The 20,003-nt window shown below is 53.2% G+C and carries 18 protein-coding genes; 5 read left to right on the forward strand and 13 right to left on the reverse strand.

From position 1 onward, the window contains the following. Positions 1-41: 41 nt before the first annotated feature. The 7 genes from M0220_RS05645 to ffh all read right to left on the reverse strand — a co-directional run bounded on the left by M0220_RS05645 (position 42) and on the right by ffh (position 5,807). Positions 42-833 carry a DsbC family protein gene (locus tag M0220_RS05645; protein ID WP_264018915.1) on the reverse strand — a complete coding sequence of 264 codons (792 nt, stop codon included), beginning with the start codon at positions 831-833 and terminating at the stop codon, positions 42-44. Then, positions 808-1,689 (reverse strand): site-specific tyrosine recombinase XerD, encoded by an 882-nt coding sequence (gene xerD / locus M0220_RS05650; RefSeq protein ID WP_264018916.1) that lies wholly within the window; start codon positions 1,687-1,689, stop codon positions 808-810. Before xerD ends, M0220_RS05645 begins: the two co-directional genes overlap by 26 nt. 126 nt (positions 1,690-1,815) lie before the next feature. Next, complete coding sequence (gene rplS / locus M0220_RS05655; RefSeq protein WP_009724084.1) at positions 1,816-2,172, reverse strand: 50S ribosomal protein L19; 357 nt, start codon at positions 2,170-2,172, stop codon at positions 1,816-1,818. Positions 2,173-2,366: 194 nt separating this feature from the next. Then, positions 2,367-3,128, reverse strand: a complete 762-nt coding sequence (gene trmD / locus M0220_RS05660; protein ID WP_030074425.1) for a tRNA (guanosine(37)-N1)-methyltransferase TrmD — start codon at positions 3,126-3,128, stop codon at positions 2,367-2,369. 101 nt (positions 3,129-3,229) lie between these two features. After that, positions 3,230-3,775 (reverse strand): ribosome maturation factor RimM, encoded by a 546-nt coding sequence (gene rimM / locus M0220_RS05665; protein WP_030074426.1) that lies wholly within the window; start codon positions 3,773-3,775, stop codon positions 3,230-3,232. A gap of 73 nt (positions 3,776-3,848) precedes the next feature. Further along, a complete protein-coding gene (gene rpsP, locus M0220_RS05670; protein WP_009724081.1) occupies positions 3,849-4,097 on the reverse strand; it encodes a 30S ribosomal protein S16 in 249 nt (82 codons plus the stop codon). Between the two features lie 291 nt (positions 4,098-4,388). Then, positions 4,389-5,807, reverse strand: a complete 1,419-nt coding sequence (ffh, locus tag M0220_RS05675; protein ID WP_264018917.1) for a signal recognition particle protein — start codon at positions 5,805-5,807, stop codon at positions 4,389-4,391. 261 nt (positions 5,808-6,068) lie between these two features. Between ffh and M0220_RS05680 the strand changes: the two genes are divergently transcribed. Next, on the forward strand, positions 6,069-6,866 hold the full coding sequence (locus M0220_RS05680) for a cytochrome C assembly family protein (RefSeq protein ID WP_030074430.1): 798 nt from the start codon (positions 6,069-6,071) through the stop codon (positions 6,864-6,866). A gap of 118 nt (positions 6,867-6,984) precedes the next feature. Continuing rightward, the gene (locus M0220_RS05685) at positions 6,985-8,259 is read left to right on the forward strand and encodes an HlyC/CorC family transporter (protein ID WP_264018918.1); all 1,275 of its coding nucleotides are present in this window, start codon (positions 6,985-6,987) and stop codon (positions 8,257-8,259) included. Positions 8,260-8,322: 63 nt separating this feature from the next. On the opposite strand, the gene M0220_RS05690 is transcribed toward M0220_RS05685, so the two are convergent. Next, entirely contained in the window at positions 8,323-8,967 is a 645-nt protein-coding gene (locus M0220_RS05690; RefSeq protein ID WP_404813854.1) for a 1-acyl-sn-glycerol-3-phosphate acyltransferase, read from the reverse strand. 14 nt (positions 8,968-8,981) lie between these two features. After that, positions 8,982-9,596: a TetR/AcrR family transcriptional regulator gene (locus tag M0220_RS05695; protein ID WP_030074436.1), complete on the reverse strand. Its 615-nt coding sequence runs from the start codon at positions 9,594-9,596 to the stop codon at positions 8,982-8,984. 186 nt (positions 9,597-9,782) lie between these two features. Between M0220_RS05695 and M0220_RS05700 the strand changes: the two genes are divergently transcribed. Then, complete coding sequence (locus M0220_RS05700) at positions 9,783-10,460, forward strand: SOS response-associated peptidase (RefSeq protein ID WP_030074438.1); 678 nt, start codon at positions 9,783-9,785, stop codon at positions 10,458-10,460. An 8-nt stretch (positions 10,461-10,468) separates the two neighbouring features. Further along, a complete protein-coding gene (locus M0220_RS05705) occupies positions 10,469-13,333 on the forward strand; it encodes an insulinase family protein (RefSeq protein WP_264018920.1) in 2,865 nt (954 codons plus the stop codon). Between the two features lie 31 nt (positions 13,334-13,364). Here M0220_RS05705 and sbcB read toward each other — a convergent pair whose 3' ends face one another. From sbcB to minC, 4 genes are all read right to left on the reverse strand, one after another. Further along, positions 13,365-14,858 (reverse strand): exodeoxyribonuclease I, encoded by a 1,494-nt coding sequence (gene sbcB / locus M0220_RS05710; protein WP_264018921.1) that lies wholly within the window; start codon positions 14,856-14,858, stop codon positions 13,365-13,367. Between the two features lie 153 nt (positions 14,859-15,011). Next, a complete protein-coding gene (minE, locus tag M0220_RS05715; protein WP_016915987.1) occupies positions 15,012-15,263 on the reverse strand; it encodes a cell division topological specificity factor MinE in 252 nt (83 codons plus the stop codon). Further along, the gene (gene minD / locus M0220_RS05720) at positions 15,260-16,078 is read right to left on the reverse strand and encodes a septum site-determining protein MinD (protein ID WP_030074442.1); all 819 of its coding nucleotides are present in this window, start codon (positions 16,076-16,078) and stop codon (positions 15,260-15,262) included. Before minD ends, minE begins: the two co-directional genes overlap by 4 nt. A 155-nt stretch (positions 16,079-16,233) precedes the next feature. Continuing rightward, on the reverse strand, positions 16,234-16,989 hold the full coding sequence (gene minC, locus M0220_RS05725; protein WP_030074444.1) for a septum site-determining protein MinC: 756 nt from the start codon (positions 16,987-16,989) through the stop codon (positions 16,234-16,236). 182 nt (positions 16,990-17,171) lie between these two features. On the opposite strand from minC, the gene M0220_RS05730 reads away from it, so the two are divergent. Further along, positions 17,172-19,979, forward strand: coding sequence for a DUF349 domain-containing protein (locus M0220_RS05730; protein WP_264018923.1), 2,808 nt, complete (start codon positions 17,172-17,174; stop codon positions 19,977-19,979). Positions 19,980-20,003: the final 24 nt, after the last annotated feature.

The raw sequence follows: 20,003 nt of genomic DNA on the forward strand, positions 1-20,003 counted from the left end.
AAATCAGTGTCTCAGCGCTATCGTTCGTCACTTAAGTGACGTTATTCGTCGTTCAAGCCTAACATGCTAACGAGCCGGTCGGGGGGTACAAACCCAGGTACCATTTGCCCGTTAGGCAACACAATGGCGGGCGTACCCTGCACCCCCAGCACTTTACCTAATTCGTACTGTTCGGCAACGGGGTTATCGCAGTTAGCCGAAGCTGCTAACGTTTGGTCTTGTTTGGCTTGCGTCATAGCCTCGCTGCGATTTTCTGAACACCATACTTGCTCAAGCGTCGTCGCGGCACCACTGCCCATACCTGCACGCGGGAACGCCATATAGTGTACAGCGATACCACGTTCGTTAAGCTCTGGAATCGCCTCATGCAGACGCACGCAGTAAGGACAGGTTGGATCAGTAAATACAATAACCGTGGCTTTAGGCTCATTTACGCCTTGGAAAACGACTCGCTCGCTCGCTGGAATAGAAGCAAGCACCTCCGCTCTTTCCTGGTTTTGCGCCTGCTCGGTTAAGTTAATCAACCTATTATCCGCATTTTGGTAGAGGTCCCCTACCAAAAAGTGGCTGCCATCGGCATTGGAGTAGAAAGACTCCCCACTATCAAGAATAACGTGGTACACCCCATCCATCGGCGTTGCGTTTACTTGCTCCACCGGCATTGATTGGCCATTAACTTGTAAAGTTTCCGCCAAACGTTCTGCAACGGCGTCGGCACTGGCCACAACGGGCAGTAACAAGCCCGTCAACGCCAGCCAGGGAACACAGGATTTAGCAACTAAAGACCTACGTTGATGCATTGTATCTTCAACCTCGCGGATGGTGTTCGGCATGCAGCTGCTCCAAGCGCGCCTGGGCAACATGCGTATAAATTTGCGTTGTCGATAGATCGCTATGACCTAACAACAGCTGTACGACCCGCAAATTAGCCCCATGATTCAATAAATGGGTCGCAAACGCATGGCGCAACGTATGCGGCGACAGAGGACGGGTAATTCCTGCAGTTATCGCATGAACTTTAATACGGTGCCAAAACGTTTGCCGGGTCATGGCTTCATCTGCTCGGCCAGGGAATAGCGCCGGCCGCGTAGGATCTTGCATCAATGCAGGGCGCGCCGTCTTCAAATAACGCTCGATCCACTCGGCTGCTTCTTCTCCCATCGGGACCAGCCGGTCTTTATCGCCCTTGCCTCTTACGCGGACAACCCCTTGGCGAAGGTTGATCGCATCGCCCGTCAATCCCACCAATTCCGACACACGCAGCCCACAGGCATACAGCAGTTCAAGCATGGTGCGATCACGTATCCCAAGCAAAGTATTGGTATCAGGAGCAAGCAAGAGACGTTCCACTTCCTCCTCTTCCAAGGTATTCGGCAGGCTGGGTCGCACTGGCGGTAGCGCTACATTAGCTAATGGGTCGTTGGCAATATGCCCATAAAGCCGCGCCCAACGATAAAAGCTGCGCAGCGACGAAAGCAGCCGTGCATTGCTGCGTAGTTGATAACCTTGCTCTCGGCGCGCTTCCAACCATTCACTGAAACGCTCAGGCGAAGGGGTTAACAGTGTTTCCCCAGCGCTTTCGAGCTGTTGCTGCCAAGCGGTTAAATCATGACGATAAGCCGCTAACGTATGGTCGCTTGCCCCCTGTTCTAACCATAAGGCATCCAGATAGGCATCAATCACGCTCATAGGCTAATGGCCTCTTGACGGTGGCACCACACAAACAGAAACCCCGCCCCGCAAAGCGGTGACGGGGTTTTAGTATCCGAGCACAACGCCTGTCAAAAACAGCGTGCGCCCGTGAAAAAGTGGCCGTTAAGCCAGCTTTTCCTTGATACGCGCCGACTTGCCGCTGCGCTCGCGCAGGTAGTACAGCTTGGCTTGACGAACGTCGCCGCGACGCTTGACTTCAATAGAGTCAACCAGCGGGCTGTAGGTCTGGAAGGTACGCTCAACACCAACACCGTGTGAAATTTTACGTACGGTGAACGCGGAGTTCAGGCCACGGTTACGCTTACCGATGACCACACCTTCAAACGCCTGCAGACGCTCACGGGTACCTTCCTTTACTTTAACCTGAACGACAATGGTGTCGCCCGGTGCAAAGGCCGGAATCTCTTTACCCATTTGCTCGGATTCGATCGCCTGGATCACCTTGTTCTTGCTGCTCATTTTCATACTCCTGAATAACGTAATGGCTTGCCACGCAGTTGTGGGAGGGGCAAACCGTGATCCCGGCGCTCGAAACGAGCCACGCGGGAGTCGTTATGGGTGACGCAGGTACGTAGGCTGACTGTCTCTATCTAGTAGATGATCTGCCTTATTCGCCCTGCACCGCCGCTCTGTCTTGATTAGCTGACAAACAGCTACTTCGCTGACAAAGCGTGTTCCTCGATAAACTCGTCTAGAAGCCGCTGCTGCTCGGCATCAAGCGTGCGTCCTGCTAACAGATCAGGACGGCGTTGCCATGTACGGCCTAATGACTGTTTTAACCGCCAGCGCTTGATAGCCGCATGATTACCGCTTAACAGCACATCAGGCACTTGTCGCCCGTCGATCGTTTCAGGACGGGTATAGTGCGGACAGTCTAACAAACCGTCATTGAACGAGTCTTCGATAGCGGAATCCTGGTGGCCCAATACACCGGGTACCAGCCGTGCCGCCGCGTCAATTAGCACCATTGCAGGCAACTCACCGCCGCTCAGCACATAGTCACCAATTGACCATTCTTCATCAATGTCACTCTCTACCACGCGCTCATCAATGCCTTCATAACGACCAGCGACCACAACTAAGGGGCCTGCTGAGGCGAGCGCTTGAACACCCTGCTGATCCAGCTTACGCCCTTGGGGCGAGAGATAGATCACGGTGGGCGATTGTCCCGTCGCTTGCTCTGCTCGTTGCCGAGCATCAAAGATAGCCGCACGTAGCGTGTCTACCTTCATCAGCATACCGGGGCCGCCGCCGTAAGGGCGATCGTCCACGCTGCGGTGGCGATCAGTGGCGTAGTCGCGCGGATTCCAAAACTCCAGGGCAATACGCTGTTTCTCTACCGCTCGACCGACCACACCTTGCTGAGTAATCGCATCAAACATTTCTGGAAACAGCGACACCACGCCAATCCACATCGCGGGAGCATCCGTCTGGCTGCTTTCTTCGCCGTCTGCTGCAGTAACGGTTGAATCAGTTACTGTGAGCTCGCTCAACAACTGCTTACTCAGGCCTGTTTTCAAAACTCAGGGTCCCAATTAACGACCATACGGCCATCGTCGAGGCTGATTTCAACAATCACATCGTCGGGTAAGAAAGGTAACAGTCGCTCACGCTTGTCGATTGCGTCGTTATCACCGCGCACCACCATGACATCGTTTGCGCCGGTTTCAAACAGGTAACTAACCTGCCCTAGCCGATCGCCTGACTGAGTAAAGACGGTTAAGCCTTCAAGCTCATGCCAGTAATACTCATCATCGGAAAGCGTAGGCAATGCTTCTTTCGGCATCACGATGTCCGTTTGCGCCAGCGCTTCGGCTGCCGTTCGGTCATCAATACCTTTTAGCTGCACCACAAGACCTTTGCCTTGCCGACGACCCTGAATAACGGTCATGCGCGTAAGGGTTTCACCTTGGCGCACCCACCACTCGGGGTATTCCATGATGCTGTCTATGGGATTGGTATAGGAGTAGACCTTAAGCCAACCTTTAATCCCGTGAGGGCTAGTTAGCTTACCAAGCACCACATGTGCGTCGTCTGTATGGCTAGTTTCAAAACGCGTCATCGACGACCGCTCCAACAAATTACAACGACAACATCACCTACTATCACTTACTGACAGCCACGCACTAAAAGGCTTAAGCCTGTTTACGCGCTTCTTTAACCAGCTCAGCAACGCGACCAGACAGCTGTGCGCCTTGGCTCTGCCAGTGAGTAACACGCTCAAGATCAACGCGCAGACGCTCTTCTTGACCACGGGCAACCGGGTTGAAGAAACCGATACGCTCGATGAAACGACCGTCACGGGCGTTGCGTGAATCAGTAACAGTCAGGTGATAAAAGGGACGCTTTTTGGCGCCACCACGTGCCAAACGAATGGTAACCATACGATAACTATCCTTCGGTTGAGGTTACGAGAGTGTGAAATAGCGCAGATCGCTAACAGAACACTCGTCATACTATTTTCTCGGTACCGCAGATCAAAATCAGTGATTTGCTGCGTACCATCAGGATCTTCACTGGCAGATAGTAAGCCGATGCTTGCGCATTTTTTGCCAACACCCACGCATGAAGAGGCCGCATTCTACGCAAATGCGCTCGGCTTGGAAAGCCTGACAGCCAGAAAACTCATAAGCCGTCAACCTTGCCAAGCACGTTGCGACATTGCCAACAGTGGCTTAACGCCAAGGAAGGCCGCCAGGGCCACCCATACCGCCCATGCCACCGGGACCACCTGATCCACCCGGCCCGCCGCCGCCCATCATGCCGGACATACCGCGCATCATTTTCTGCATGCCGCCTTTTTTGCCCGCTTTTTTCATCATTTTCTGCATCTGCTTATGCTGTTTTAGCAGACGATTTAGATCCGGCACTTGCAGGCCAGCACCCGCAGCAATACGACGTTTGCGCGAACCATTGATAATATCTGGTTTGCGGCGCTCTTTTGGCGTCATAGAGTTAATCAACGCTTCTAGCTTGCCAAGCTCTTTTTCCGGGCCGGGGCCTTGGGCCATTTCTGCCATTTGCCCCATGCCGGGTAACTTACCAAGCAGGCCGCCCATGCCACCCATTTTCTTGAGCTGCTGTAACTGATCACGAAAATCTTCCAGATCAAAGCCATCGCCCTTTTTGACCTTACTGGCCAGTTTAGCGGCTTTATCTTTATCTACCGTGCGTTCGGCTTCTTCGATCAGCGACAGCATGTCGCCCATACCCAGAATCCGTGATGCCACGCGATCCGGGTGGAAAGGCTCAAGGGCGTCTACCTTCTCACCAACCCCCATGAACTTGATCGGCTTGCCAGTAATATGGCGAACCGAAAGCGCCGCACCACCACGGGCGTCACCGTCAGCCTTGGTAAGAATCACCCCGGTCAGCGGCAGAGCATCGTGAAATGCTTTCGCTGTATTCACCGCATCCTGGCCGGTCATGGCATCAACCACAAACAGCGTTTCGTCCGGTGAAATGGCCTTATGCAGGGCCTGAATTTCGGCCATCATCGCTTCATCGATGGCTAGCCGCCCCGCGGTATCGACTAGGACAACATCATGAAACTGAATTTTGGCGTGCTTGATCGCCGCCGTGGCAATATCCACCGGTTTTTGATCGGAACGAGAGGGGAAGAAATCCACCTGAACTTCTTTTGCCAGCGTCTCAAGCTGATCGATGGCCGCTGGGCGGTAGACATCGGCAGAGACTACCAGCACTTTTTTCTTTTCGCGCTCGCGCAGGTAACGCGCCAGCTTGGCAACAGAGGTGGTTTTACCCGCCCCCTGCAGGCCGGCCATCAACACAACCGCAGGCGAACTTTTCAGGGATAAGCCTTCATTGGCTTCGCCCATAATCGCTTCCAGCTCTTGCTGGACGATTTTGACAAATTGTTGGCCTGGCGAAAGGCTCTTCGAGACTTCCTGACCAACAGCACGTTCGCGTACCCGCTCAATAAATGCTTTCACCACCGGCAAGGCAACATCGGCCTCTAACAGGGCTTTACGCACCTCGCGCAGGGTGTCTTTAATGTTGTCGTCAGTTAGCCGCGCTTGGCCTTTGATCGACTTCAACGTCTGGGAAAGACGCTCACTCAGATTCTGAAACATGGGGCCTCTGCCTCCGTCGTTGTCGCCGGGCGGTCTCACCGGACGAATGTGTAAGCGATTATACGCGCTCGCCGCGCGAGTCTCCATGGTCGTCAACGTTGGTTATCGATGGCTGTGCGACGCCGCTATGATTGGTTATAGTAGGCAGACTGTTCTAGATTGAACGGTTTCGCATTGCTGATTTTCACAATGCCGGTTTTTATAGCCTTGTCTTTACAACATTGATCTCAACAACGCGCTGCAAGGCGCACGGATAGCATCATGCAGGCGCTCCCTTTCGCCACGATCGCTTTTATTCTTTATGTTGCCGCTGCTATTTGGCAGGGCATGACTTTATTTCGCCGCGTACCACCCCGCCAGGGTATGGTGCGCTTACTCGGTGCACTGGGACTTTTGCTGCATATCCCAGTGGTTGTAGAGCTTGTTAGTGCAGCCCCGGGGCTACTTCCCGGCTTCACTACCAGCGCTACGCTTTTGATGGCTGTGGCTGTTAATGTGGTGTTGGTCGCCAGCTTGTTTAAGCCTGTGCTTAACGCTGGCATTGTGCTATTCCCTCTCGCGGGTATCGCGCTTATTGTTGCCACTTGGCTTCCTAGCCAGGGCAGTCACAGCGGCTTAACACCCGGCATTTTACTACACGCCGTCAGCTCTGCTCTGGCCTTTGCCGTTTTGGCGATTGCAGCGATTCAAGCGGTATTAGTCGGCTTGCAGAACCAAGCACTGCGCCATCACCATATTCGCGGCATTGTGCAATCGTTACCACCGCTGACGACCATGGAAAGAGTACTGTTTGAACTGGTATGGTCGGGCATTCTGTTGCTAACACTCTCGATCATCAGCGGGCTCATTTTCCTCGACAATATGTTTGCTCAGCATTTGGTACATAAAACGGTACTTTCGCTGGGCGCCTGGATTATTTTTACCACGCTTTTAGTGGGTCGATATCGTTTTGGCTGGCGCGGCATGCGTGCTGTGCGCTGGACGCTAGGTGGGTGCGTACTGTTACTGCTTGCTTACTTTGGCAGTAAGTTTGTACTGGAAATATTGCTCAATCGCTAAACACATGCTTATCGCATTATCAGCACTGACTTAGCTTGGCGTTGATAACAGTGGTCTTGACAGGCCACTTCCATACTTCTACAAATCGAGCCTAATACGCCACAAAGGAACTTTCGACTTGAGCGACGACTTCCCCCTGGGGTTACTGTTCGGCCTGCTAGCCATACTGATACTGCTGTCTGCCTTTTTCTCCAGTTCTGAAACAGGCATGATGTCGATAAACCGCTATCGACTTAGCCACCAAGCGAACAGCGGTGATCGCCGCGCCAAACGTGTTATGCGCTTGTTAACACGCCCCGACCGATTGATTGGCGTTATCCTAATTGGCAATAACTTCGTCAATAATTTAGCCGCCTCGATTGCTACCATCATCGCTATTCACTTCTTTGGTGATGTTTCAGGCCCCGCTATTTCTACTGCACTGCTGACGATTACGATTCTTATTTTTGCCGAAGTCACGCCTAAAACCTACGCGGCCATCAAACCTGAGCGAATCGCTTACCCCACCTCGCTGGGTCTGGAGCCACTGCTCAAACTACTTTATCCCTTGGTGTGGCTAGTCAACGTTATCTCTAATGGCCTGTTGCGCCTGATGGGCGTTAAAAGCGTTGAGAACGGTGGTGACAGCCTAACCCGCGATGAACTACGCACCGTCGTCCATGAAGCAGGCACACTTATTCCCTATCGTCACCGTGCTATGCTGCTGTCGATTCTTGACCTTGAGAATGTCACGGTTAACGACATCATGGTGCCAAGGCACGAAGTGCTGGGCATCGACCTCGACGACACGCTGGAAGATATCCTGACCCAGATCCGCACCAGTCAGCACACTCGATTACCCGTATACAAAGGCGATATCAACAATATTATTGGCATGTTGCACCTACGCAACGCAGCGCGTTTTTTATCGCGCAGCGAAGTCACCAAAGCGGCAATTGTCCAAGAAGCGCGGGAACCGTATTTCATTCCAGAATCCACGCCGCTGCATACCCAACTGTTGAACTTCCAAAAACAGAAGCGCCGCATTGGCATCGTGGTAGATGAATACGGCGACGTAGAAGGCTTGGTAACGCTCGAAGATATTCTTGAGGAAATTGTCGGGGAATTTACTACCGACGTCTCAGAGGATGAAGAGATCCATCAGCAAGATGATGGCAGCCATGTGATTGAAGGCACGGCCAACATCCGAGAAATCAATAAAATGCTGGGCTGGCAACTGCCTACCGATGGCCCTAAGACCCTGAATGGCTTAATTCTTGAGCACCTGGAAGCATTTCCGGAAGGGCCTGCCTGTTTACAGATCGGCAATACGCGGATGGAGATTTTAGAAATCCGCGACAACCTAATCACCTCGGCACGCTGCTGGCAAAAGCTGCGCCTTACACGTCGCTAATCTACTATTGCGCCAGACGGTGCGACTTTGTGGCTGAGACAGAGGTGATATAGCAGATATCGTTTAACGGTGGGCGATTTCGCTATCGCCTGCCGCCTTCAGCGCCCTCACCCGGGTTTCTAAATAGCGACGCAACGAAACACCTTCTACCTCATGAATTGAGACAGGTGGGCCAAAGTGAAGACTGACCGGGGCACGAAAACGCGATGGCCATTTTTTGAGCGCTTTGCCACCGTAGTGTGACGTCCAAGACCCCCACAACCCCGCTAAACCAGCGGGAATTACCGGCACATTATCGCGGGCAAGAATAGTTTCGAGTCCGCGCCGAAAGTTATGAATTTCGCCGTCAGGGGTTATCCGCCCTTCAGGGAAGACCATCACAACGTCACCTGCCCGCAACGCTTGGCTTACTTCATCCAGCGTCCGACGCAACGCCCCAGGGCTGTGCCGCTCTGACTCAATCGGAATCGCGCCCACTAGCTGAAACCACCACTTTAGCCAGCGAGACTCAAAAATAGGCTGATCCATCACAAACCGCAGCGGCCTGGGGCTACCGCCGCCAAGCACCAGCGCGTCCATAAAACTGACATGATTACACACCACTAACGCCGCGCCGTTTTTAGGCAGATAGTCTTGCCCATGAACAGAGAAGCGGTAGCATATCCGCATAACCACATAGATAACGCGACGCAGTAAGCAGCGAATCATTTTCAACCACCACGTCACGTCCCTGCCTCCCGGTGGCGAAGGCCAGCCAGCACTGTGCTCATTAGCTGATCCAGTAGTTCATCCACCTTTAGCTGCTGCCCTTGCCAATAACCTAGGCGCTCATTTAGCCCAAGTTGTACCAAGCCATGCACACTTCCCCAAAGAGTACGACCAAGGCGTCGTGCCTCCAGGTCGTCTAATGCTGGCTGATACTGTTTTAGCGATGTTTCTACTTGAGTGAACAGCGCTTCAATCAGGTCGCTCTGGCGCTGGTCCAATTCACCTTCTTGGGCGAGAGGATAATCAAATAACAGTTGCCAGCGATAGCAACCCTGTTCAGCGAAACGCCAATAAGCAAGTGCTAACGAGCGCAGCCATGGCTCCGGATCATCTTCTGCCAGGCTAGTAATGGTATGCTGTAAGCGTGCCAGCGTTTCAACGTTGACGTACTGCAATAAGTTATTAAAGCTGCCATATAATTTCAGCAGCGTACTTGGCGCGCAACCCACTTCTCTGGCCAGGGCACGCAGTGATAAACCATGGACTGGCTGCTTAGCCAACCACTCATCACAAGCGTGCATGACCTGCGCGTGAAGGGCATCGGGCGCATGCTGTCTAGGACGGGCCATGGCGATCTCTTAAGGTCAGCGGCAAACAGGAGGAGGCCTCATCGCGCTTTAGCGTGAGCAAGGGATACGCTAGGATACCTTACATCGAACACTGTTTTCGACACTAAAACACGACATTTAACCTAATGTTGTGCCACCCCGCCATTTTGCACCATCACTCCCCCTATTTCGCATAAGGAGACAGGCATGACGGGACGCCTTCACGTACAGCGCCTCGCGCTATCACGCCTTGTACCCTCGCTTACTAATGCTGAACCACTGATCGAATCGCCTAACCTAGCGCCCCGCCAGCCTGTCTCGGCAATACGCCTTGAACAGGGCCGCCACCAGCTTCAGCCATTATTCTGGGGGCTTACCCCTCCTTGGCTAAAAGTACTCGACCACGCCCCCCATTGCGCCAGAGCAGAAACCCTTAACCAACGTGCCATGTTTAGCGAAGCGTTTAGCGCTCGACGCTGCGTCATTCCCGTTAGCGGATTTTATATCTGGAAAATACAAGCACACAGCAAACAACCCTATTTAGTCACCCACGTTAATCGGGGGCCACTCTTATTGGGCGCGTTATGGTGCCGCTACCACACAACGCTCACCGCCTTTACTGACTCGACGGCGCTAATCAGCGTGCCAGCCAACGCTTGCCTTTCTTCACTTACAGACCGCTTACCCGTTGTCATCCCCCCAGACGCCCTAACGCGCTGGCTGGATCCAACAACCCCTGCTGAATCACTCAATTCATTATTAATGCCCGCGCCATTGGAACTGTTAGGCGCTTTTCCGGTATCAAAACATGTTAATAACCCTGCCTATCAGTCATTGTCTTGCGCCCATCCGGTGGGTCCAATGCTGCGCTGGGCTGTGTCATAGGAGCCGTAATGTTGCGATCTAATGAACCTCTGCCCAACCACTACGCTGCACGGCAGGCCCTTATCGGCGTTGTCATAGGCGTTGCTTGGTACGTGCCCTCTTTCGCCTTTGCTGAAAATACGGCACTTACTCCAGACACCCCTGTAAAAGACGCCATTACCCCTATCGTCAGCCCTTTTGATGAACGCGACTACCGCGTGCTGACGCTAGAAAATGGCCTTCAAGCGTTACTTGTGAGCGACCCAGACGCCGATAAAGCTGCTGCCTCGATGAACGTTCGCGTTGGCAGCGCTCAAGACCCTGACGACCTGCAAGGGCTAGCCCACTTCTTAGAGCATATGCTGTTTTTGGGCACTGAACCGTACCCTCAGTCTGATGCCTATCAGCGCTATATTTCGGATAATGCAGGCTCCCACAACGCGTTTACCGCCCAGCAAGATACCAACTATTTTTTTGATATTGAGCCTTCAGCGCTGCCGGGCGCATTGGATCGTTTTAGCGAATTTTTCCTTTCACCGCTGTTTAACGCCGACCAGTTGGAAAGCGAACGGAATATTGTTCACTCTGAGTACATGGCTCGCATTCGCGATGAATCCCGCCGTGAAAACGATGTACTGAACCAGTTACTCAACCCAGATAATGCCACCACGGGCTTTGCAGTTGGCAGCCGTGACACGCTGGCAAGCCCACCGGAAGGTGAGGCCACCCTGCGCGAGCGAGTGATTGATTTTTATCATCGCTACTATGATGCCAACGTAATGAAGTTGGCTATTGTTGCCCCTCAGCCGCTTGATACCCTTGAAGCACTGGTAGTGGAACGCTTTGCCAGCCTTCCTGATAACGACCTAAGCGTTCCAACCATTGACGCACCGCTGGTCGATCCAGACACGCTGCCTCGCTACATTGAACGTCAGTCATTACAGGATCGCCGTCAGCTACGCTTCTATTTCCCGATTCCTGATCCTACCGACGACTACCGTACCAAACCAACTCAGCTAATTTCTCATCTGCTTGGCGATGAAGGTGACGGCAGTTTATTGGCAGCGCTACGCAAAGAAGGTCTTGCAGATGCACTTTCGGCGGGAGTGGGCCGAGGAGACGGCAATGAAGCTCTGTTTACTGTTTCCATTAGCTTAACGCCTGCTGGTGCGCAGCGGCTGGACGATATCGAGGCCACGCTGTTTGCTGCCATTGAGCAAATACGTAAGGAAGGATTGGCTGAATGGCGTTACGAAGAACAACAAAACCTAAATGAACAAGCATTTCGTTTTCAGCAGCATGGCGCACCGCAGCAGGAAGCCACTCGCTTAGCCATGAGTCTTTCTCGCTATCCAGTGGATGATGTGCAGTATGCGCCTTATCGGATGGATGGCATGGATAGTGAGCGCCAGCAGGTGTATCTCGATGCGCTGACACCAGACAACATTCTGCGCTTCTACTCGGCGCCGGATGTAGAAAGTGACACCATCTCCCCCTGGTTCAACACCCAGTGGAAAGAACTCCCCCCCACCCAGCCAGGCCAAACACTTGGTGGTTTAGCGCTACCTGAACCCAACCCTTTTATCGCCAGCGACCTCACCCTCAAGGCGGGGCAAGACGAGCGCCCTGAGACGTTGATTGATGTGCCTTCGTTTACCGCATGGCACATGCAAGATAGCCGCTTTAACACCCCAAGCGTTGAGTGGCGAGTAAGCCTTCAACACCCCAGCGCCAGCTACTCACCAGAAGAAGCGGTCCTTACCCGTCTCTTAGCGGGTTGGTTAAATGACAGTCTAAACGAGTCGTTATATCCAGCCTGGTTGGCTGGCCAATCGTTCAGTGCCTATGCTCACGGACGTGGTATGACGCTGTCGTTTTCAGGCTGGCGGGATGGCCAAACGCCACTGATAGAGCAGGCGATTGAGCAGCTTAAGCACGCCGATATTTCCCCCAGCGCTTTTGAACGTGTGCGTTATCAATTTCAGCGCGAGTGGCGCAATGCTCCCCAAGCATCGCTTTATGGCCAAGCAAGCCGTGCACTGGGCGAAGCATTATTGACCCCTCAGTGGTCAACGGCTGAATTACTTGACGCCAGCCAGCGGTTAGAGCGTCACCATTTGGAAAACTTCCGAAAACGGTTTTTAGATGCGCTATACATTGACGCAATGGCCGTTGGTAATCTGGACCAAGATCTAGCGCGTAAGCAAGCTAATGTAATACGCGGAGCGTTAACGCCGCGCCTCACTCGTGAAGACATTCCAACGCTTGAACCGCTCCAGGTAAGCAATGAGTCTGCCGTGCTCCACCCGCACAGCACCCGTGAGGAGTCACTTGTGCTGCGTTATTTGCAGGGCCGCGACAAGACCGCTGAAGAGCAGGCACGCCTTAGCGTGTTGGCTCAGTGGTTGGACACACCCTTTTATCAGCAACTGCGTACCGAGGAGCAGCTTGGCTATATTGTTAATGCGGGCTATTCCCCCCTGCTAGAAGCGCCGGGTATTGCCTTGGTAGTGCAGTCGCCGGATGTTGAAAGCGGTGTGATCGCCGAGCGCATGGACGCCTTTATGGCAGCAGCAGGCGAGCGCCTGAACACACTAACCGAGGAAGCGTTAGCACCACATCGTCAAGCCGTTCATTCTCGCTTGACCCAACGAGACACGAGCTTACAGGGCATGGCAAACCGCTACTGGCAAGCCACAGCACTGGAGGACGTGCGCTTTGATCGCCGTGAACAACTTGCCACACTAGCGTTGGATGTTAGCGTGCGAGAACTGCAAGCACTGTGGCCTACTCTTCAATCACACCAGTTAGATATTCGCTATAACCCTGGCGATTCGCCCAGTGATATCACTCCCTACCGAGAAGCACGCGTGCCGTTTACCGACCCACGCTAAGTACTGATTTAGCTAAACCAAACCCACCAGCTCAGGCATCAAATGCCTGAGCTGGCATCATTGCCTCAACGTACATCACCACCTCTTCCAACACCTGGCGCTCATGATCTGACAAGGGCTGCTGGTTATAACGCTCTATTTCACGCGCAAATGCTTTCAGCGTAAAGCCTGACAAGGCCGGATCATTAATACGCATCCAGCGAAACGCCTCCCACTGCTCACGCTCTTCCCCCTCAAGCGTTTCAGGGTAGCTGCGCGCACGGTAGCGAAATAGCATTTCTTCTAGGCGCGGGTCTTGAAAAGCAAAGCGTTGACCGACTAAATCCCAAGGATTCATCGCCAGAGCTCGCTCCATCTGCTGGCGGTCAGCGGCAGAGAAAAAGCTACCGGAATAAAGCATTAAGTCAGGGTCTTGAGGCTCCTCTTCGTATCCCGCGTTAAACACCTCAGCGACTTTTTGAGCCACGCCGCTGGCCTCACGCAGTATTTTCCAATGCGCGCGGCAGGCATCAATATCAATCGCTAACCGCTCAACAATCGTGCCGTAGCCGCCTTTGTGTGGGCCATCCGCATCTTTTAATGCTGTCGCCGGAAAGATTACCGGGCAGCGATTAATGTGGATGACTTTCAGCGGTATACGCACCTCTCCCTCGGAAAGATCCTGCTGACTGACAAAGACACGCTCCCGGATTTGTTCAGCACTCATGGCTAGCAGATCACTAGGATCAACGCTTAAATCGTAAACAATAACCCCATTAGGGTTGGTGGGATGCTCGGCCAACGGCATCACCAACGCGCTGCAACCACGGCTAGCTGGGTAGCGACGAGAAATATGTAAAAGCGGTTTAGCGCTGGGCAAATCCAGGTGTTTAGCTACTGCACGTTTGCCGCGCAACCCCAGCAGATAGTCAAAAAGCCGTGGATTTCGAGCTTTCAACAAGCGCGCCAGGGCAATCGTAGCACGTACATCTGCCACCGCATCATGAGCGCCTTCATGGGCAATATTATTGGCCGCTGTTAAGTGTTCAAGTTTAAAGCTAGGCGCACCATCTTCCCGCTGCGGCCACTCAATACCATCCGGCCGCAGGGCATAAAACGCGCGCACAACATCAATCAAGTCCCAACGGGAATTGCCGTTCTGCCACTCACGGGAATAAGGATCAAGAAGATTGCGATAAAATAGATGGCGGGAAACTTCATCGTCAAAGCGAAGGCTGTTATAGCCCACCACACAGGTGCCTGGCTCACTCATAAAGCCTTGAACTTGGCGGGCAAACTCCCCCTCAGGCAAGCCTTTCCGCTGCGCTTTTTGCGGTGTTATACCCGTAATCAAGCAAGCAGCAGGATGCGGCAGGTAGTCATCGGCAGGTTTGCAGTAGAGCTCTATAGGCTCACCGATTTCATTTAGCTCGGCGTCAGTGCGTAATGCGGCAAATTGAGCGGGCCGATCGCGACGCGGATCGGCACCAAATGTCTCATAGTCATGCCAGAGAAAACTGACAGGGGCGGCATTAGGTGGCGCCATGGATGGATACTCCCTTGAGCGTGATTTCCTACCGACAAGCGACCAACCACTTGCCAGATGGGGGTACAAAAACCCAAGCCTAGCATACCCACAGTGCCTCTCGCCGCTCCTCTTAGAGTATCGCCTATGCTGTCGCGTCTGACGGGATTGCGATCAGCTTTTCGGCAGCGTTACGTTTAGCTCCAACACTGAGCAATTATCTTCACTATCAAGCGAAATTTGAATTGCGTCGTCATCAACATGGACATAACGACGAATAACTTCTAGCAGTTCGCGCTCAAGCAGCGGCATATAGTCAGGCTGACCACGCTGACTACGCTGATGCGCCACGATGATTTGTAATCGTTCTTTGGCCACCGAGGCGGATTTCTTGCGCTCACGCTTCAAGAACTCCAGCAGTTTCATCGACGACTACCCCCAAACATGCGGCTTAGCAAGCCTTTACGCTGCATTTCATGGAAACGTAATGGCATTTCCTCCCCTAACAATCGCGAGACAGTATCGAGATATGCTTGCCCAGCATCGCTCGAATCATCATGGGTCACGGGCACCCCCTGATTCGATGCACGCAGTACCGCTTCGGATTCAGGAATCAGTCCGAGCAAGTCAATGGCAAGAATTTCACGAATATCATCAAGCGTTAACATATCCCCCGAGGTAACACGGGAAGGGTTATAACGGGTAATAAGCAGATGTTCTTTAACAGGGTCCAAACTTTGTTCAGCGCGCCGCGTCTTGGAACCAAGCAATCCTAAAATACGGTCAGAGTCACGTACTGAGGAAACCTCAGGATTGGTCACCACAATCGCCTCATCGGCAAAATACATGGCGAGCTGCGCGCCTCGCTCAATACCCGCCGGGGAGTCGCACAAGATAAAGTCAAAATCTTGCTTGAGCTGTTCCAGTATTCGCTCAACACCGTCTTGTGTTAGTGCGTCTTTATCACGGGTCTGCGAGGCGGGCAGAATAAATAGGTTTTCAACGCGTTTATCGCGTATCAGTGCCTGATTAAGACCGGCTTCGCCCTGAATGACATTCACTAAGTCATAAACAACGCGGCGCTCGCACCCCATGATCAGATCAAGATTTCGCAAACCGACATCGAAATCAATAACCACGGTTTTTTTACCACGCAGGGCAAGTCCTGTTGAAATGGCAGCAGCACTGGTGGTTTTACCAACCCCCCCTTTGCCGGAGGTCACTACAATAATTTTGGCCAAGAGTCACTTCCTTCTTGAAGTCGTTCATCGCGAGCGCGTTTCAAGGGTCGCTTCACGCACAACGGAAACATCAATGTCAACAACACAACACTGTAACGTATAGCGCTTGCGACGTCGCTAGGCATGAAGCATCAATCCATACTCATGCGTTCGGGCTATCCCAGCGGCTTGATTTCCAACTGCTCTTTAGCAAAATGCACTTCAACCGCACGACCAAGTAACTGAGAGTCGATGTCTTCTAAGCGTTTATAGTTACCTGCCACTGAAAGAAGCTCTGCTTCTAGCTCTCGGCAATAGATGCCCGCGTGGGTATTGCCGTGGATACCCGCTAAAGCACGGCCACGGAGCGCACCATAAACGTGAATACTACCGGCCGCCAATACTTCAGCTCCCGCATTGACTGCGCCGATCACCACCAGGTCCCCCTCTGACGCACTTACTTGCTGGCCAGAGCGAACTGTTCCACGAAATAAGCGTGTTGCTATCGCCCCGCTGGCATCTTGCTCAACAGACGGCGCTTTTTTTCCTACTGAGGCACTGGGGTCTGCTGAAGAACCAACGCTCTCCAACACCCTATTTCGCCCCTCTTCAACGGGGGCAAACCAACCAAGCCCTAATGCCCAAGCAGATTGACGTACTGGCTCCGCACCGCCCCGTACCGCAACGGGAAGCAATTTGTGGTCGCGACACACCGCACAAATGCGCTCAAGCGCTAAGTGAGGTTCATCGAGTTTTTCCACGCTTAGCACAACCGGTGTATGCTGAAAGAAGGCGGGAGATTGTGACAACTTGCCAGCTAGCTGACACCGTATATGCTCTGGGTCAGCGCTGCTCAATTCCATGACGGTCATTGGCAGCATGCCACCTTTAAAGGTGAAGGCAATGTCGGCACTATTGGCGTTGAGGCTCATGGCCGAACTCCATGTCATGTTCAGGTAAGATAAAGGTAGCGCAATCTCGCGCTAGGCGCTGTGAAGAAGTATTAACCATCACAGTGCCTACAGCAAAGCTAAGCGACAGCGCCGATGACTGCAACTATCTGTCATCGGCAGTTCATTTTTTTCACGTTACGCGCCTCTCTGCAGGATGATCCATGCACGGACTGTTAAGACGCCTGTTCGCTCCTCGGTGGCAACACCCAGATCCCGAGGTGCGTCTCAAGGCACTCGACCAGCTTGACCCGCAACAACCAGAACAGCAACTCGCGCTAAAACAACTAGCGCAGGATAACGACAGCACTATCCAACTTGCTGCCCTACTGGCCCTTGATGACTTAACGGAGCTCGTCAACGCGCTGCCGAAGCATCATCAAGATGAGGCTTGGTTTAATGCTATTTGCCAGCGCCTATGCGGCACTCAGGGACACACCGATCTGCAAAAACGGCAGGCCATCGTGGCAGAACTATCGGAGCCACGCCTGCTTAACGCAATAGCGCTTCAGGGAGATAATCTCAATCTGCGGCTCACCGCATTAGAACAATTAACCGATGAGAACGACCTTGTTCATCAAGCCTGCCATAATGGCGTGGCCGCAGTGCGCCATCAAGCGGCCCAACGTATAGAAAGTGAGGAGAACCTCAAAAAACTGCTAAAGGAAGCACGGCGTGACCGTCAAGTCATTCGTCACGCACGAGAAAAGCTCACCCAGTTGCGCAATGATGCGGAGTGGCTAGCGGAACAGCAGGCACAGCGAGAACATCTGCTCGCCCAGCTTGAGCAGCACGCCAGAGCACCTTGGGAACCCTTGTATGGCGGCCGTTTCCGTCATTTAGAGCGGGAATGGCAGCGTCTTTCTCATCCGCCTAGCGTGGATCAGGAGCAGCGCTTCCATCAAGCATTACTCAGCTGTCGAAAAACACTGCACCATCATGAGACACAAGAACAAGCGCGCCTACAGAGTATTGCTCATCGTGAAGAGATCGAGCGTACCCGTGACCAATTGCTAGAAGGCATTGAAGAAACGTTAGAAGGACTAACCCACGCAGAACAACTCACGGTTCAAGATATCGATAGTTTGCGGGCGCAGCGCCAACTATTAAGCCAACGCTGGCAATCCCTATCAGACCAACACCCACCAGGCGACACCACCCAGCAACGCTATAGTAACGCACTGAAACGCTACGAAGCGTGCATGGAAGCATGGCAGCGCTGGCAGGCCGTTAGCTCAGACATAGAAACAGCCATTGCCAATCAGGATAATGCAGCCGTTGCCAAGTACGTCAAGCAGTGCGCTTGGCCTAAGCACTTAACGCCGCCGGCACTACTGACACATGCAAAAGCATTAAAAGTTGCTGACGACGCTAGCAAGCCCAGTCCAGCCGCGACACTTAATGCGCTCAGCGCCGACGTGGACAATTTTGAGCACTTGCTAGAACGCGGCGCCTTCAAGAGCGCCAGCCGCCTCTATCAACGTCTCAAGCCATCGGTTGAGGAACTAACGGGTGAAGAAGCCAAGCCGCTAAAAGCACGCGTGAAACAGCTAAGCGCACGGTTAGCAGAACTGCGTGATTGGCGCGGCTTTGTGGCCGGCCCTAAACGCGAGCAGCTCTGCGCGAGTATTGAAGCACTGGCTGACGATCACCACATGGCGGAAGCTGCTTTAGATCGCCATCATCGCCAGTTGGTAAAAGAGTGGAAATCCCTCGGCGACGCCGCTGCTAACCGCGAACAGTCGGCACGCTTTCGCGCAGCCTCTGATCGCATTCATGAACGACTGGCTTCCTGGCGAGAACAGCTGAATCAAGAGCGTGACGCCAACCTTAAAGGCCGTGAAGCGCTGTGCGAACAGCTTGAAACACTGCTTGATCAGCCCGCAGAAGATGCCGACCCTGACATATTGCGCGAAATCCGAGACAAAGCCCGCCATCAGTGGCGCCACTACTCCCCGGTGCCGCGAGATCAGTCAGAAACCGTTGGCCGTCGCTTTGGCGCCATTCGTCATCGTCTTCAAGCGCTGATTGACCAGCGAGCGGAACAGATCGCTAGCCAAAAGCGCCTGCTTATCGAACAAGCGAAACGCTTACTAGACGACACCGAGCAGCCCTTGGCTGCCCGCATTACGCATACAAAACAGCTACAGCAGCAGTGGCGTGCACTAGGCCGCGCCCCTAAAGGCGAAGAACAAGCTCTATGGAAAGCCTTCCGCCATACCTGCGACCAGTTATTTGCTCAGCGTGACGCCCACAAGCATGAGCAGGCAGCGCGACAGCAGCAAACACTTGATCAACTGCAAATACTGATTGACGAAATGGATAGCTGGCAGCCGACCCAAGCTAAAGAGTCTGCGATCCTTGACACCTACCTCAACAGCATTAGCCAGCTTGAACCGTTGCCGCGTAACCGGCGCAGTGACGGCATGCAGCGCCGTCTCAGCGGTATTATAAGAGCCAAGCGTGAACGTTTAAGCCGTCTGGAAATTGCCCATACCGTGCAACAATGGCAAACCGCGTTACCGCTGATAAATGCCCATCTTGCTGCTGATCAACAAGCGCTGGCTGGCGAACAGCCACACGCAATTGATGCCAAAGAAGTATTGAGCGAGGGGCTGCCCACTATCTTTACGGAGGCACATCAACAGCGCAATCATGCACGGCTAACCACCTCAATCCCCCTATCGGCCGAAAAACATGCCGAATTGGAAGATAGCCTGGCGCGTTTAAGAGTGCACTTGTCACTGCTGGCACTTGGCAGTGTCAAACAGCGTGATGAACCACTCAGGTTGGCTATTCAAGTAGAGCGGTTAAATGAGGGAATCAATAACGAACGCAACCGCTCGGATGAGATTATAGATATATTAGCGTCACTAATGGCACTAGGCCCGATGCCTGACCCACTGTGGCGTAAAGAAGCAGAGGAGTTTAATCACCTGTTTAATCACCTCGCAAGGGTGCCTCACCCATAGCTTCTTATCACCCAAAGACGTTAA

It is taken from the genome of Halomonas qinghailakensis (genome assembly GCF_025820815.1).
Lineage (GTDB): Bacteria > Pseudomonadota > Gammaproteobacteria > Pseudomonadales > Halomonadaceae > Vreelandella > Vreelandella qaidamensis.

Coding starts and splice junctions, on each gene's coding strand:
- M0220_RS05695 (WP_030074436.1), bottom strand. CDS start 9,596: ATGGCCCGTCCTAGACAGCATGCGCCCGATGCCCTTCACGCGCAGGTC.
- rpsP (WP_009724081.1), bottom strand. CDS start 4,097: ATGGTTACCATTCGTTTGGCACGTGGTGGCGCCAAAAAGCGTCCCTTT.
- M0220_RS05680 (WP_030074430.1), top strand. CDS start 6,069: ATGCAGGCGCTCCCTTTCGCCACGATCGCTTTTATTCTTTATGTTGCC.
- minC (WP_030074444.1), bottom strand. CDS start 16,989: ATGAGCCTCAACGCCAATAGTGCCGACATTGCCTTCACCTTTAAAGGT.
- minE (WP_016915987.1), bottom strand. CDS start 15,263: ATGAAACTGCTGGAGTTCTTGAAGCGTGAGCGCAAGAAATCCGCCTCG.
- rplS (WP_009724084.1), bottom strand. CDS start 2,172: ATGAGCAGCAAGAACAAGGTGATCCAGGCGATCGAATCCGAGCAAATG.
- M0220_RS05705 (WP_264018920.1), top strand. CDS start 10,469: ATGTTGCGATCTAATGAACCTCTGCCCAACCACTACGCTGCACGGCAG.
- rimM (WP_030074426.1), bottom strand. CDS start 3,775: ATGACGCGTTTTGAAACTAGCCATACAGACGACGCACATGTGGTGCTT.
- M0220_RS05645 (WP_264018915.1), bottom strand. CDS start 833: ATGCCGAACACCATCCGCGAGGTTGAAGATACAATGCATCAACGTAGG.
- trmD (WP_030074425.1), bottom strand. CDS start 3,128: ATGTGGATTGGCGTGGTGTCGCTGTTTCCAGAAATGTTTGATGCGATT.
- sbcB (WP_264018921.1), bottom strand. CDS start 14,858: ATGGCGCCACCTAATGCCGCCCCTGTCAGTTTTCTCTGGCATGACTAT.
- xerD (WP_264018916.1), bottom strand. CDS start 1,689: ATGAGCGTGATTGATGCCTATCTGGATGCCTTATGGTTAGAACAGGGG.
- ffh (WP_264018917.1), bottom strand. CDS start 5,807: ATGTTTCAGAATCTGAGTGAGCGTCTTTCCCAGACGTTGAAGTCGATC.
- M0220_RS05730 (WP_264018923.1), top strand. CDS start 17,172: ATGCACGGACTGTTAAGACGCCTGTTCGCTCCTCGGTGGCAACACCCA.
- M0220_RS05690 (WP_404813854.1), bottom strand. CDS start 8,967: ATGATTCGCTGCTTACTGCGTCGCGTTATCTATGTGGTTATGCGGATA.
- M0220_RS05700 (WP_030074438.1), top strand. CDS start 9,783: ATGACGGGACGCCTTCACGTACAGCGCCTCGCGCTATCACGCCTTGTA.